This window comes from Defluviimonas aquaemixtae, assembly GCF_900302475.1.
Taxonomy (GTDB): Bacteria; Pseudomonadota; Alphaproteobacteria; order Rhodobacterales; family Rhodobacteraceae; genus Albidovulum; species Albidovulum aquaemixtae.
Genome location: NZ_OMOQ01000004.1, coordinates 75,878 through 89,122, shown reverse-complemented (window position 1 = coordinate 89,122; position 13,245 = coordinate 75,878). Strand labels below are relative to the sequence as shown.

Here is a 13,245-nt window from a genome sequence, read left to right as displayed (position 1 = left end):
CACAAGCGCCGCAGCCTCCGCCCAAACAAACAGGCCCCGGCATGTGCTGCCGGGGCCTGCGCTCCAGTCTGACAGGCTCAGCGCCTTATTCGGCGTCGGCCTTTTCCTTCTTGTCGGGCGCGATCTCTTCGCCCGTTTCCTGATCGACCATCTTCATGCCGAGCCGGACCTTGCCGCGATCGTCGAAGCCGAGGAGCTTGACCTTCACTTCCTGGCCTTCCTTCAGCAGGTCGCTCGGATGGTTGAGGCGCTTATTGGCGATCTGGGACACGTGGACGAGACCGTCCCGCTTGCCGAAGAAGTTCACGAATGCGCCGAAATCGACGAGCTTCACGACCTTGCCGGTGTAGATCTTGCCCTCTTCAGGCTCTGCCACGATCGAGTAGATCATGTCGTAGGCTTTCTGGATCGCATCGGCATTCGGCGAGGCGATCTTGATCACGCCGTCGTCGTTGATGTCGACCTTGGCGCCAGACACTTCCACGATCTCGCGGATGACCTTGCCGCCCGATCCGATCACTTCGCGGATCTTGTCGGTGGGGATGGTCATGGTCTCGATGCGCGGGGCATGGGCGGAGAATTCCGACCGGCCCTCGGATAGCGCCTTCGACATCTCGCCGAGGATATGCATCCGGCCGTCCTTCGCCTGGGCGAGCGCCTGCTCCATGATCTCGGGCGTGATGCCCGCGACCTTGATGTCCATCTGGAGCGAGGTAATGCCCGCATCGGTACCCGCGACCTTGAAGTCCATGTCGCCAAGGTGATCCTCGTCGCCGAGGATGTCGGTGAGCACCGCGTACTGCCCGTCCTCTTCGAGAATGAGGCCCATCGCGACGCCCGCGACCGGCGCCTTCAGCGGTACGCCCGCATCCATCATGGAAAGCGACGAGCCGCAGACGGTGGCCATCGAGGACGAACCGTTTGATTCCGTGATCTCGGAGACGAGACGGATCGTGTAGGGGAAGTCGGTGGGCGCCGGCAGGACCGCCTGGAGCGCGCGCCAGGCGAGCTTGCCGTGGCCGATCTCGCGCCGGCCCGGAGGACCGAAGCGGCCGACCTCGCCGACCGAATAGGGCGGGAAGTTGTAGTGCAGGAGGAAGTTCGAGCGGAAGTTGCCGTGCAGCGCGTCGATGATCTGCTCGTCCTCGCCGGTGCCGAGCGTGGTGATCACGAGGCCCTGGGTCTCGCCCCGGGTGAAGAGCGCCGAGCCGTGGGTACGGGGCAGAAGGCCCACTTCTGCAACGATCGGCCGGACGGTTTTGGTGTCGCGGCCGTCAATGCGCTTGCCCGTGGCGACCACGTCGCCGCGCAGGATCGAGCTTTCGAGCTTCTTGAACGCGGAGCCGAGGTTCTGGTCCTCCAGTTCTTCTTCCGTGAGCGTCGCCTTGACCGCCTCGCGGGCGGCGGCGATGGCGTTCGTCCGTTCCTGTTTGTCGAGAATCGCGAAGGCGGCGCGCATCGGCTTTTCGCCGGCCTTCTTAACTTTGGCGTAGAGATCCGAATAGTCGGCTGGCTGGAAGTCGAACGGCTCTTTTGCCGTAGCCTCGGCGAGGTCGATGATCAGGTCGATCACCGGCTGCATCTGCTCGTGGCCGAATTTCACCGCGCCTAGCATCTCGGCCTCGGAGAGCTCGTAGGCCTCAGATTCGACCATCATCACCGCGTCCTTGGTACCGGCGACGACGAGATCGAGCCGTTGCTCGGGGTTCATCCGCAGTTGGTCCATGTCGGCGACTTCGGGGTTCAGCACGTATTCGCCATTTGCGAAGCCGACGCGGCAGGCGCCGATCGGCCCCATGAACGGCACGCCCGAGATCGTCAGCGCGGCCGAGGCGGCGATCATCGCTACCATGTCGGGATCGTTGACCAGATCGTGCGAAAGCACGGTGCAGATCACCAGCACTTCATTCTTGAAGCCCGGCACGAACAGCGGGCGGATCGGGCGGTCAATGAGCCGCGAGGTCAGCGTTTCCTTTTCGGACGGACGGCCCTCGCGCTTGAAGAAGCCGCCCGGGATCTTGCCGGCGGCATAGGTCTTTTCCTGATAGTGCACGGTGAGCGGGAAGAAGTCCTGGCCGGGCTTCTGTTCGCGGGCATAGGTCACGTTGGCCATGACGGAGGTTTCGCCCAGCGTGGCGATGACCGATCCGTCGGCCTGACGGGCGACTTTCCCCGTTTCCAGTGTGAGCGTTTCCTGGCCCCACTGGATGGATTTCCTGGTTTCGTTGAACATATATCGTTTCCTCTGGGGAGCACCCACGGGCGTATCCCGTGTCTCCCGTATGATATGGCGGCCCCATTGCCGCCGCCCCCAATCCTATCGCATGTGCCCGGGGGCATGGGCTCACGTCACAGATGGACGCGGGCCTTACAGGAAAACGGGGAGGTTGGGAAGGGGCGGGTTAGAAGGACGGCTTGGCGGGACGGAAGCGACCGCTCGTTCCAACGGCGCGAATGTTGGCCACCGGCCTCTAAACGACGTTGATTTTTCATATCGGCGTCGATCTGCCCTACTTTGCCTCCTTCGCGTCCCTGAATAGCGCCGAAGGGCGCAAGGTGGTCGAAACCAACTATTCCCACTACGCCGAAATCGCGCCGGCAAAGGATCCGGGCTCCATTCTCGATAGCGCCACATGGAGCGCGCGTCTCTGCTACAGCGCCTCGGCGCTCGACGAGGCCAACCGTCAGGCAGTCGCTCCCCTATCCAACCTACGCGACCGATAAGAGTCGCCGGATTGTCCCTTCGTGATCAGCGGCAACACCGGCCCGCGCGGCGACGTCTACAACCTGGATGAGCTGATGAATGCTGCGGAGTCCGAAGCCTATCACGGCGCGCATGTCAGAACGCGCGGGCGCTGGTGTCGACTTGATCACGGTCATGACCATGACCCATGTCGGCGAGGCGACGGGCATCGTCCGCGCGGCGGCAAAAGCCGGCGTCCCCGTGGCGATGTCGTTTACGACGGAAACCGACGGCCGACTGCCGACCGGCGAAACCCTGGGCGAGGCCATTGTCGCGTTCGATCGCGAAGGCGAGGCGGCTCTCGCCTACTACATGATCAACTGCGCGCATCCGGACCAGTTCTGCGATGTCATCGAGAAGGGCGCCGACTGGACCTTTCGCATCCGTGGCGTGCGCGCCAAGGCGTCGCGGCAAAGCAATGCCGAGCTTGACGAGGCCGAGGCGCTCGATGTTGGCGACGGGACCCGCATTGTGAGTCCGCAGGATCCGAACTCGTGACCTTGAAATTCGCCGTGCTGATCGATGAAGGGTAGTTCTCCTCATGCGTTCCCAGCCACGGCGCGCACGTAGGAGTCGTCCGATGACGCCAGTCGAACTAGTTGAGAAATGGGTGAAAGCCTTCAACGCGGGCGATGCGGAGGGCCTGGCAGCGCTTTGTCACAATGACGCGGTAAACCACCAGGGGCGCAGGAGCCGGTCAAAGGCCGCGAACGCATCCGGATGATGTTTGAGCGCGAGTTTTCAACGGCGAATACGGTCTGCGTAGTGGACTGGATTCACGATGCCGACGATGTCGTCTCATTGGAATGGCGAGATCCGAAAGGATTGAGAAGTTGCGGCATTTTCATGGTCGTCAACAGCGAAATCGCCTTTCAACGAGGTTACTGGGGCAAGTTGTCGTTCCTGAAGCTCCACGGTTTGCCGATCGCGTAGCGCCGCCTCAGTTTGAAAGCCGAGACGCGCCTCTTGACGCTACAGTAATCTCGATGCGGCCACGCACGACTCTGCAGACGCCCGCAGACCTATGGGCTGAGCCCAGGACAAAGAAAGAAATCACGATGTCCGATTTGCTGTTCTTCATTGCGACCTGCTTCGCGCTGAACCTCGCATTCGGTCCGAACAACCTGATGGCGCTGACCAATTGCGCGCGGTACGGAATCGCTGTTGCCGTCGCCGCCAACGCTGGTCGGCTGCTGGTGTCCTTTCCAATGATCATCGTCAACGCATTGGGTCTAGGGATGAACCTGTCCACCTCGGCGCTCGCTTTCGCGGTCGTCAAGGTGGCCGGGGCCACCTGCCTGAATTGGCTAGTTTGGAAGACGCTGAAGCCATCCTTCGCGTTGCCGCGCAGCGAGCTTTCCGGTGCCCGCCCGAACCTGTCCGATGCCTTCAAGCAAGAAGCACTTGTGGCTATCGGAAACTCGAAGGCGATCCTGATTTTTGCGGCGTTCTTTCCGCAGTTCGTTGCTACGGACGCCTATGCCTAGAGCTATGCTCTCCTCGGTGCCCTCTTTGTCGGCCCCGAAACATTGGCGATCACGCTCTATGCCGGCGGTGGGTCATTGGCGACGCGCACCGCGGCGTCAAAGTTGAATTGGCTGCAGGGCGCTTCCGGCGTCGGAATGATGATCTTCGGCGGCCTTCTGCTACTGACGAAGCGTTCAACGTGAATCTGCCTCTCCGGATTCGGCGCAAATCGGACATCTCTTGGTGAATCCAATGATGACGCATTACTCCGATATAGGGAGACGTGAATGATCGAAATGGAAAAGCCGTTCAGGATCGCCGAAGCATCCGACGCGGAACAACTTTCCGAGCTTGTGAATTTCGCGGGCGAGGGATTGCCGCTTCACGTTTGGCAGGGGTTGGCTGCTGACGGCTAGGATGCGTGGGGCATAGGCTGAGAGAGACAGGCGGAAAGGGCAGCAGCCGGGCAGATCGTGGTCGCCGACTACGGCGACGGGGGGGTCGCCAGCCTGACGGGTTACGCGATCGGAAGCGAGCCCGAACCGATCTCGGATGGTTTTCCGGCGCTCTTCCGCCCGCTGCAGGAATAGGAGAATGAGGCGCTCCATAGCCGGTATGTCAACGTGCTTGCCTGCTATCCGGAGCACCGCTCCATAGGCCTGGGCTCGCAAATTCTGAGGATTGCCGAGCAAATCGCCCATAACGCGCGACTGCGGCGGACGACCGTCATCGTCGCCTGCAACGAAACCGGCGCCCGGCGGCTGTATGAGCAGCATGGCTACATAGACGCGGCATCGCGCGCCTGCGTTCGAGGAGACGGGAAAACAGAGACGCATGAATGGGTGTTAATGAAGAAGCGCTTGTAGTGCCGCAGCCAATGCCGACATTTTTTCCCATCGACACCGTCGCCGGTGGCGTGCTCAGGAGTGAAGCAGCCTGTCGCCAGTTCACATCACACCACATGCCAATGCCGGCATGTCGCTTATTGCCCGATTTGCCACGCCTCAGGCAATGCATACCTCGTGTTGGTCGCCCGGAAGACATTGGATCGCAGTCGCTCCGCTTTGCAGCAAGATGCCCGGCTATTGAGCCAGAAAGCCTCGGCCTTCCTAGTGTGCAGCAATGTCGGTTTAGCGCAGTTCACGGCCATTTGGACGTGGCGCAGCCCTGGTCAGTTCGGGGCTCGGGGCCGCCCTGCAATTCGCTGGATCAAATCAATACCAGAGGGCACCTCAGCTTCTCAGCCGCCAGCCGGTGCGGAAGATGAACCAGACCGCGCCGAGGCCGAGGGCGAGGAAGATCGCCACCGCGATCAGCGATACCGCGACCGGCACATCGGCAAGTCCGAAGAATGACCAGCGGAAGCCCGAGATGAGGTAGAGGACCGGGTTGAGCCGCGCCACGCCTTCCCAGAAGGGCGGCAGCATCGATGCCGAGTAGAAGGCGCCGCCGAGGAAGACGAGGGGCGTGATGACCATGAGCGGAATGATCTGCAGCTGCTGGAAATCCTTGGCCCATATGCCGATGAGGAAGCCCAGAAGCGAGAAGGTGACGGAGGTGAGGATCAGGAAGGCGACCATCCAGACCGGATGGGCGATCGTGATGTCGACGAAAATCGTCGAGGTGATCAGGATCACTACCGCGATGATCATCGCCTTCGCCGCCGCCGCGCCGACATAGCCCGCGACGACCTCGAGGAAGGAGACGGGCGCCGACAGGATCTCGTACATCGTGCCGATGAACTTCGGGAAATAGATGCCGAAGGAGGCGTTTGACACGGACTGCTGCAGGACGGTCAGCATGATGAGCCCCGGGACGATGAAGGCGCCATAGGAAATGCCCTCGACCTCCTGAATCCGGCCGCCTATCGCCGCGCCAAAGACAACGAAGTAAAGGACGGTCGAAATGACCGGCGAGGCGAGCGATTCCCAGAGCGTGCGCCAGAACCGCGCCATTTCATGGTCGAAGATCGTCTTCACGGCGCGCCAGTTCATGCGTTTTCCTCCACGAGCCTTAGGAACACCTCTTCGAGCGAGGATTGTTCGGTCGACATATCCCGAACCGCGATCCCGGCTTCGGCGAATCCCGCAAGAAGATGGGCGATCCCGGTGCGGTCGGCACGGGTGTCATAGTCGTAGCTCACGCGGAGCCCGTCATCCGAGAGATCGAGGTCGTGCCCGTCGAGTGTCTTGGGCAGGGCGAAAATGGGCTCGATGAACTCCACGGTCAGCCGCTTGCGACCAAATTCGTGCATGAGCTTCGTTTTGTCCTCGACGAGGAGAAGTCGGCCCTTGTCGATCACGCCGATCCGGTCGGCCATCTCCTCGGCCTCGGCGAGGTAGTGCGTCGTCAGGATGATCGTCACGCCGGCCTCACGAAGTCCGCGAACCACCTGCCACATCTCACGGCGGAGATTGACGTCCACCCCGGCGGTCGGTTCGTCGAGAAAGAGCACCTTCGGTTCGTGCGAGAGCGCCTTGGCGATCATCACGCGGCGTTTCATGCCGCCTGACAGTTCGTTGATCTTCGCGTCCCGCTTGTCCCACAGGGTGAGGGATTTGAGTATCTTTTCGAGGTGAGCCTCGTCGCGGGGCCGTCCGAAGAGCCCGCGCGAGAAGCGGACGGTGTCGATCACCGTCTCGAAGGCTTCGACGCTGATCTCCTGCGGCACGAGGCCAATGAGCGCGCGCGCCCTGCGAAAGTCGCGCGCGATATCGTGGCCGCCCACGCGTACCTCGCCGCCCGAAGGCGTGACGAGCCCACAGACGATCGAGATGAAGGTGGTCTTGCCGGCGCCGTTGGGACCGAGAAGCGCGAGGATCTCGCCCTCGCGGATATCGAGCGACAGCGAGGTAAGCGCCGCCGTCCCGCTGGCGTAGATCTTCGAGAGGTCGCGGACTGAGATGATGGGAGTCATAGGAGAGTCCGGGTGCGTGTTTCGTGCGGGCACGTTAGCGTCCGGACAGAAACTCCGCCAGCGCGCGCGGCGGGTTCGGATGTCCGAATTGCAGGGATGGGCAATGCGCCGCTCGCATTGGGTCGCCGAAAAATGCGGCGCGCAAAGTCTAGGATGGCGTGATCGCCAAGTTCGTCCGCTGCGTATGTGGCGCTGCGACGCGCCGGGCACGATTGTCGGGAACGCCGCTCCAGGCGGCGATCTTCCGGTTGGTGCCGCTCAGCGCCGCCGGTCGCGGCGCGACGACATCGGCTGGAAGGCGACGCCGACATGGGCTTCGCAATAGGGCTTGCCGGGCTGGGCGGCGAGGCCGCAGAACCAGAAATCCTCGGTCGCCGGGTCGCCGATCGGCCATTTGCAGGTCCGCTCGGTCAGTTCCATGAGGGAGATTCGGCGCGCCTTCTTCTCGATCTCGCGCACGGAGGCGAGCGCCTCGGGGCTGATCTCGCCCGCTGACGGCTGCGGCGGCAGCGGCTGGCCGGCCGGGATGATGGGTTTGCGTGCGGGCGTGGGCTGCGGCGCGGCAGGTTCGGTGCGCTGCGGCTGGGCCTTGGCCTCGGCACGGGCGGGCTTGGCCTGCGCGGCGGGGCGGGCCTCGGGCTTCGGCGCGGGTTCGGCGGCCTTCGTCTTGGGCTCGGGTGTGCCGCCCACACGGTTCGAGAGGCCCAAGCGGTGGACCTTGCCGATCACCGCATTGCGCGTGACACCACCCAGTTCCTTGGCGATCTGGCTGGCGGACTGGCCTTCGGCCCACATCTTCTTCAGAAGCTCGACGCGCTCGTCGGTCCAGGACATATGACTGACCCTCGGGTTTGCGGCCCACAGTAACGGCGAGGGAGTGCGACCTGCCTGCGGGTCCGGAATTCGGTTCGTCCCATTCTAGCGGGGACGTGTGGAGATACAAGCGACGCGCCGCAGTTTCAAGTTCTGAGCCGGATGCCGCTGCAGGGACGGTGGTACTTGTGCCGCGATAGGGCTGTATTTGGGTCACTTTGTCGTGCCACCTATTCAGCATTGGGCGCGTGGCTACCTTCGCATATCCATTGAATGCGCTTCCACGCCTACCAGTTTTCGAACCCGAACCGCGTATCGCAGAGGCTCCTTTGGCGGTTCTGCAGCGACGATCCGGATGGACAAATCTCCAAGTTGGCGCTATGCGGCGCGCATGACGAACTGGACACGCCATATCGCCCGTCCCCGGCGCCGCCGCATCCGCGCCTGACGTTCCGTCATCATTGGCACTCTGCCACCCCCCTCACATCGTTGACACGGCTAGCCCCATGAGGCACCCCTTGGCCTTCTATATTCGGAGTTCGCTCATGATCCCGTCGATCCTTCCGACCTACAACCGCGCGGCCCTTTCCTTCGTGAAGGGCGAAGGCAGCTGGCTGATCGAGGCCGACGGGACCCGATATCTCGATCTCGGCGCCGGGATCGCCGTGAACGCGCTCGGACACGCGAACCCCACGCTGGTCGCGGCGCTGACCGAGCAGGCAGGAATGCTCTGGCACGTGTCGAACCTCTACCGGATCCCCGAACAGCAGCGGCTCGCCGACCTTCTGGTTGCCAATACGTTCGCAGATACCGTGTTCTTCACGAATTCGGGCACCGAGGCGGCCGAGCTCGCGATCAAGATGGCACGGAAATATTGGTACGAGAAGGATCAGCCCGAACGGACCGAGATCCTCACTTTCGAGGGCGCGTTCCACGGCCGCTCCACAGGCGCAATTGCGGCCGCGGGGTCGGAGAAGATGGTCAAGGGTTATGGGCCTCTCATGCCGGGCTTCCGGCAATTGCCTTGGGGCGACAAGGAAGCGGTCGAGGGGGCGATCTCCGGCGCGACTTGCGCGGTGATGGTGGAGCCGATACAGGGCGAGGGCGGAATCCGCCTCATGCCGGACGCCGATCTCAGAGCGCTGCGCGTGCTTTGCGACCGGACGGGCGCGCTTCTGATCTTCGACGAGGTTCAGTGCGGCATGGGCCGCACGGGCCGACTGTTTGCTCATGAATGGGCGGGCGTGACGCCCGACATCATGATGGTCGCCAAGGGCATCGGCGGCGGCTTCCCCATGGGTGCGGTTCTCGCGACCGAGGCGGCCGCCATTGGCATGACGGCGGGCACGCACGGCTCCACCTACGGCGGCAATCCCATGGCCTGCGCCGTTGGCGCAGCGGTTATGGAGATCGTCGCCGATCCAGCCTTTCTTGCGGAGGTGAACCGCAAGGCGGGACTCTTCCGGCAACGCCTCGAGGGCCTCGTCGCCGATCACCCCGACATCTTCGAAAGCGTGCGCGGCCAGGGACTGATGCTGGGTCTGAGATGCAAACTGCCGCCGGCCGATATTGTCAAAGCTGGCTACGAGAGGCACCTTCTGACAGTGCCTGCCGCTGACGAGACGCTGAGGCTTCTGCCCCCGCTCACGATCACCGACGAGGAGCTCGCCGAGGCTGTCCGGCGGCTCGACGCCGCCGCCACTGCGGTGGGGAAAGCTCCCGCTCCTTCTTCTGTTTGAAAAATACCTTTGGGGGGTCCGGGTGGCAGGCGCCCCCCGGCTCGTCCGCAAAAGGGACAATGCCATGAATCACTTCCTCGACATCCACAAGACCGGGCCATCCGAGCTCAGGGCCATGATCGACCAGGCCCGCGCGATGAAGGACGCTAGGAACAACCGTCCCAAGGGGATGGCCGACGACGAGACGCCGCTTTCGGGCCGCATGATCGCGCTCATCTTCGAGAAGCCTTCGACCCGGACACGGGTCTCCTTCGATGTCGGCGCGCGCCAGATGGGGGCCGAGACGATGGTGCTCTCGGGCAAGGAAATGCAACTCGGCCACGGCGAGTCGATCGCTGACACCGCGCGGGTCCTGTCTCGCTACGTCGATCTCATCATGCTTCGCACCTTCGAGGAGGACACGCTTCTCGAGATGGCCGAACACGCCACCGTGCCGGTGATCAACGGTCTGACCGACAATTCGCATCCCTGCCAGATCATGGCAGATATTGTCACCTACGAGGAGCATCGCGGCGATATCGGCGGCCGCAAATTCGTTTGGTCGGGCGATGGCAACAACGTCTGCTCGAGCTGGCTGCACGCGGCGGGCCAGTTCGGGTTCGACCTGACCTTCACCGGCCCCGAGACGCTGGACCCCAATCCGAAGGCGGTCGAGTTCGCCCGCACGAAGGGCCGGAAGATCGAGATCACGCGCGATCCGCTCGCGGCGGCGAGGGATGCCGACGCGATCGTGACCGACACCTGGGTGTCGATGCACGATCCCGAAAGCGCGCGCGAGCGGCGGCACAACCAGCTTCGCCCCTATCAGGTCAATGCCGCGATGATGTCCGAGGGCAAGCCGGACGCGCTTTTCATGCATTGCCTGCCCGCCCATCGCGACGAGGAGGCGACGAGCGAGGTCATGGACGGGCCGCAATCGGTGATCTTCGACGAAAGCGAAAACCGGCTTCATGCCCAGAAGGCGATTCTGCGGTACTGCCTCGGGGTCTGAGGTCTGAGGAGGTGGCGCGCGCGTTCCGCGCGCAAGGCCTTCCTCTCGCCGCCGTCGTGAGCGCGACGACGGCTCCGATATGCCTCCGGCGGAGGTATTGGGCAATGAAGAAGATCAGCTGCGGCGCGGTTTCGCCCTGAGGGTCGGTGCGTGTTCGGTCGGGTCTTCAGGCCAGGGGTGCTTCGGATAGCGCCCGCGCATGTCCTTGCGTACATCGGTGTAGGACGTGGCCCAAAAGCCCGGCAGGTCGAGCGTGGTCTGAACCGGGCGGCCCGCGGGCGATAGAAGCGTGATGCGCAAGGGAAGGCGCCTCGGCCCGACGGTCGGGTGCGCCGTCACGCCGAACATCTCCTGCAGCCGAAGCGCGATGGAAGGGTGGTCGCCGTCGTAGTCGATGGGCACCTTGCGGCCGAGCGGGGTTTCGAAATGCGCAGGCGCGAGGCGGTCGACGAGTTGCGCCTGATCCCAGCTCAGCGAACCCTTCAACGCCCCGGTCAGGTCGAGGTCCCGCAGCTCCGCCTCCGTCCGCCTGCCGGAAAGATGCGGCAGGAGCCAGTCCTCCGCCCGTAAGAGCAACGCGTCGTCGCCGACATCCGGCAGGTCCGCGCCCTCGCGGCGGAGGAGCTCAATCCGCGCGCGGAAGCGGCGGGCGGGGTCGGACCAAGGAAGTCCGATCTGGCGGAGACCGTCGAGCGCGGCCCGGGTGAGCGCCTCTTCCGGCGAGTCGGGCCAGGCCCGGTCTTCGAGCACGAGCGCGCCGAGCCGTTCCTGGCGACGCGCGACGACGCGTCCGTCGCGGCGCGACCATTCAGCGACGTCTTGCCATTTGATCTGATCGGGAAACAGCCGCCGCAGCGCGGCCTCGGTGATCCGGGCGCTCTGGCGGATGCGTGCCTCGCGCGGGTCGCCGTCGAGGTCTGTCGTCACGATCAGGCGCGCCTGGGACATGGGGTCGTCCTCGGCGATCACGGCGCCCTTGCCGCCCGAGAGCACGTAGCGCGGCGCCTCGCCCTTGCGTCGCAGCCCGATGCGGTCGGGATAGGCGAGGGCGGCCATCTCGGCAGGGTCGTAGCGGTTCGCCACGGGCTTCACCAACCGGGCGAGCCGCCTGGCCTCGGCGCGGATGCGTTCGACCGAGCCCCGGTCGACGCGGTGCGGGTGGTCGGCTTCGTAGCCCTTAGGATCGCGAATCGCCGCCAGACGGAGGGTCAGATCGCACGGCGCGCCGCGCAGGGGATCACGGTCCGCCAACAGTGCGGCGAGCGTCGCCGCGTCGGGACCAGCGGTCACGAGCATGTGGCCGAGGCGGGGATGCAAGGGCAGCGCCGCTAACGCGCGGCCATGCGGGGTGATGCGATGCATTGCATCGAGCGCGCCGAGCGCGGTCAGAAGCGCCCGAGCCTCGGCAAGTGCCGGGGCGGGGGGCGGTGTGAGGAAGGCGAGGTCCGCACCGTCAGTTCCCCAGAGCGCCAGATCCAGCGCGAGGCCCGCGAGGTCCGCCGCCTCGATCTCGGCCGGCGGAAAGGGGGCGAGGCCGCCTTCCTCGCCTTTCGTCCACATCCGGTAGCAGGTTCCTTTCGCCACGCGGCCCGCGCGGCCGCGCCTCTGGTCGGCCTCGGCCTTGGTCACACGTTCGGTAACGAGCCGCGACATGCCGGATGAAGGGTCGAATCGCGCGCGCCGGGCCCGGCCCGCATCGACGACGACGCGGATATCCTCGATTGTGAGCGAGGTCTCCGCGATCGAGGTCGCCAGCACAACCTTGCGGCCTGCCCGGGCGGGCACGATCGCGGCGCGCTGGGCGGCGAACTCCATCGCGCCGAAAAGCGGCGGTACGGCGCAGTCCGGTGGCAGACGTCCGGCGAGCAGCGCCTCGACGCGGCGAATCTCTCCTTCGCCCGGCAGGAAGACGAGAATGCCGCCCTCGGTTTCGCCTGCCGCCTCCGCGACGAGGCCGGCCACCGCCGCCTCGAACCGCATGGAGCGTTGCACGGGGCGGGGCAGCCAGCGCGTCTCGACCGGATAGGCGCGGCCCTCGGAACTGATGACCGGCGCGTCGTCGAGAAGCATCGCGACCGGTTCGGCGTCGAGCGTCGCGGACATGACCAGTATGATGAGATCGGGTCTGAGCGCCTGCCGCACCTCCCATGCAAGCGCGAGGCCGAGATCGGCGTTCAGGGAGCGTTCGTGGAACTCGTCAAAGATCACCGCGCCGATGCCCGGCAGGTCGGGATCGGACTGCAGCATCCGCGTGAGAATGCCCTCGGTCACGACCTCGATCCGCGTTGCCTTCGAGATGCGGACTTCGCCCCGGATGCGGTAGCCCACGGTGCCTCCGACATTCTCGCCCAGCGTCTCGGCCATCCGTTCTGCCGCGGCGCGGGCGGCGAGGCGGCGCGGCTCGAGCATGACGATGCGGCCCTCGGCCAGCCCGGCCTCCGCCAGCGCGAGCGGCACGCGCGTCGTCTTGCCCGCGCCCGGCGGGGCCCTAAGCACGGCCCGGCCCGCGGCGTGAAGCGCGCGGATCAGGTCCGGCAGGGCGTCGTCGATGGGCAGGCGATCGGTCACAGGGCGC

At 64.6% G+C, this 13,245-nt stretch carries 12 protein-coding genes and 1 pseudogene; 8 read left to right on the top strand and 5 right to left on the bottom strand.

Annotation, left to right across the window (positions count from 1 at the left end; all coding sequences use genetic code 11):
• Positions 1–85: 85 nt before the first annotated feature.
• Positions 86–2,233: a polyribonucleotide nucleotidyltransferase gene (gene pnp / locus DEA8626_RS18750; RefSeq protein WP_108854768.1), complete on the bottom strand. Its 2,148-nt coding sequence runs from the start codon at positions 2,231–2,233 to the stop codon at positions 86–88.
• 570 nt (positions 2,234–2,803) lie between these two features.
• On the opposite strand from pnp, the gene DEA8626_RS18740 reads away from it, so the two are divergent.
• The 6 genes and pseudogenes from DEA8626_RS18740 to DEA8626_RS21780 all read left to right on the top strand — a co-directional run.
• Positions 2,804–3,241, top strand: a complete 438-nt coding sequence (locus DEA8626_RS18740) for a homocysteine S-methyltransferase family protein (RefSeq protein ID WP_108854766.1) — start codon at positions 2,804–2,806, stop codon at positions 3,239–3,241.
• A gap of 82 nt (positions 3,242–3,323) precedes the next feature.
• Entirely contained in the window at positions 3,324–3,467 is a 144-nt protein-coding gene (locus DEA8626_RS21475; protein WP_245890926.1) for a nuclear transport factor 2-like protein, read from the top strand.
• Complete coding sequence (locus DEA8626_RS21470; RefSeq protein ID WP_245890925.1) at positions 3,467–3,676, top strand: hypothetical protein; 210 nt, start codon at positions 3,467–3,469, stop codon at positions 3,674–3,676. Before DEA8626_RS21475 ends, DEA8626_RS21470 begins: the two co-directional genes overlap by 1 nt.
• A 125-nt stretch (positions 3,677–3,801) precedes the next feature.
• Positions 3,802–4,230: a LysE family translocator gene (locus DEA8626_RS18730; RefSeq protein WP_245890924.1), complete on the top strand. Its 429-nt coding sequence runs from the start codon at positions 3,802–3,804 to the stop codon at positions 4,228–4,230.
• 267 nt (positions 4,231–4,497) lie between these two features.
• Entirely contained in the window at positions 4,498–4,626 is a 129-nt protein-coding gene (locus DEA8626_RS21655; RefSeq protein WP_281261508.1) for a hypothetical protein, read from the top strand.
• Positions 4,627–4,830: 204 nt separating this feature from the next.
• A pseudogene (locus DEA8626_RS21780) lies at positions 4,831–5,076 on the top strand (GNAT family N-acetyltransferase); the annotation flags it as partial.
• Positions 5,077–5,442: 366 nt separating this feature from the next.
• On the opposite strand, the gene DEA8626_RS18720 reads toward DEA8626_RS21780, so the two are convergent.
• The 3 genes from DEA8626_RS18720 to DEA8626_RS18710 all read right to left on the bottom strand — a co-directional run bounded on the left by DEA8626_RS18720 (position 5,443) and on the right by DEA8626_RS18710 (position 7,961).
• Positions 5,443–6,204 carry an ABC transporter permease gene (locus DEA8626_RS18720; protein ID WP_108854765.1) on the bottom strand — a complete coding sequence of 254 codons (762 nt, stop codon included), beginning with the start codon at positions 6,202–6,204 and terminating at the stop codon, positions 5,443–5,445.
• Positions 6,201–7,127: an ABC transporter ATP-binding protein gene (locus DEA8626_RS18715; protein ID WP_108854764.1), complete on the bottom strand. Its 927-nt coding sequence runs from the start codon at positions 7,125–7,127 to the stop codon at positions 6,201–6,203. Before DEA8626_RS18715 ends, DEA8626_RS18720 begins: the two co-directional genes overlap by 4 nt.
• Before the next feature lie 258 nt (positions 7,128–7,385).
• Positions 7,386–7,961 (bottom strand): GcrA family cell cycle regulator, encoded by a 576-nt coding sequence (locus DEA8626_RS18710; protein ID WP_108854763.1) that lies wholly within the window; start codon positions 7,959–7,961, stop codon positions 7,386–7,388.
• 524 nt (positions 7,962–8,485) lie between these two features.
• Between DEA8626_RS18710 and DEA8626_RS18705 the strand changes: the two genes are divergently transcribed.
• Both DEA8626_RS18705 and argF read left to right on the top strand, forming a co-directional pair.
• Positions 8,486–9,679 carry an aspartate aminotransferase family protein gene (locus DEA8626_RS18705; RefSeq protein WP_108854813.1) on the top strand — a complete coding sequence of 398 codons (1,194 nt, stop codon included), beginning with the start codon at positions 8,486–8,488 and terminating at the stop codon, positions 9,677–9,679.
• Positions 9,680–9,743: 64 nt separating this feature from the next.
• Positions 9,744–10,670 (top strand): ornithine carbamoyltransferase, encoded by a 927-nt coding sequence (gene argF / locus DEA8626_RS18700; protein ID WP_108854762.1) that lies wholly within the window; start codon positions 9,744–9,746, stop codon positions 10,668–10,670.
• 114 nt (positions 10,671–10,784) lie between these two features.
• Here the strand turns inward: argF and hrpB are convergent, their stop codons facing one another.
• Positions 10,785–13,238: an ATP-dependent helicase HrpB gene (hrpB, locus tag DEA8626_RS18695; protein ID WP_108854812.1), complete on the bottom strand. Its 2,454-nt coding sequence runs from the start codon at positions 13,236–13,238 to the stop codon at positions 10,785–10,787.
• Positions 13,239–13,245: the final 7 nt, after the last annotated feature.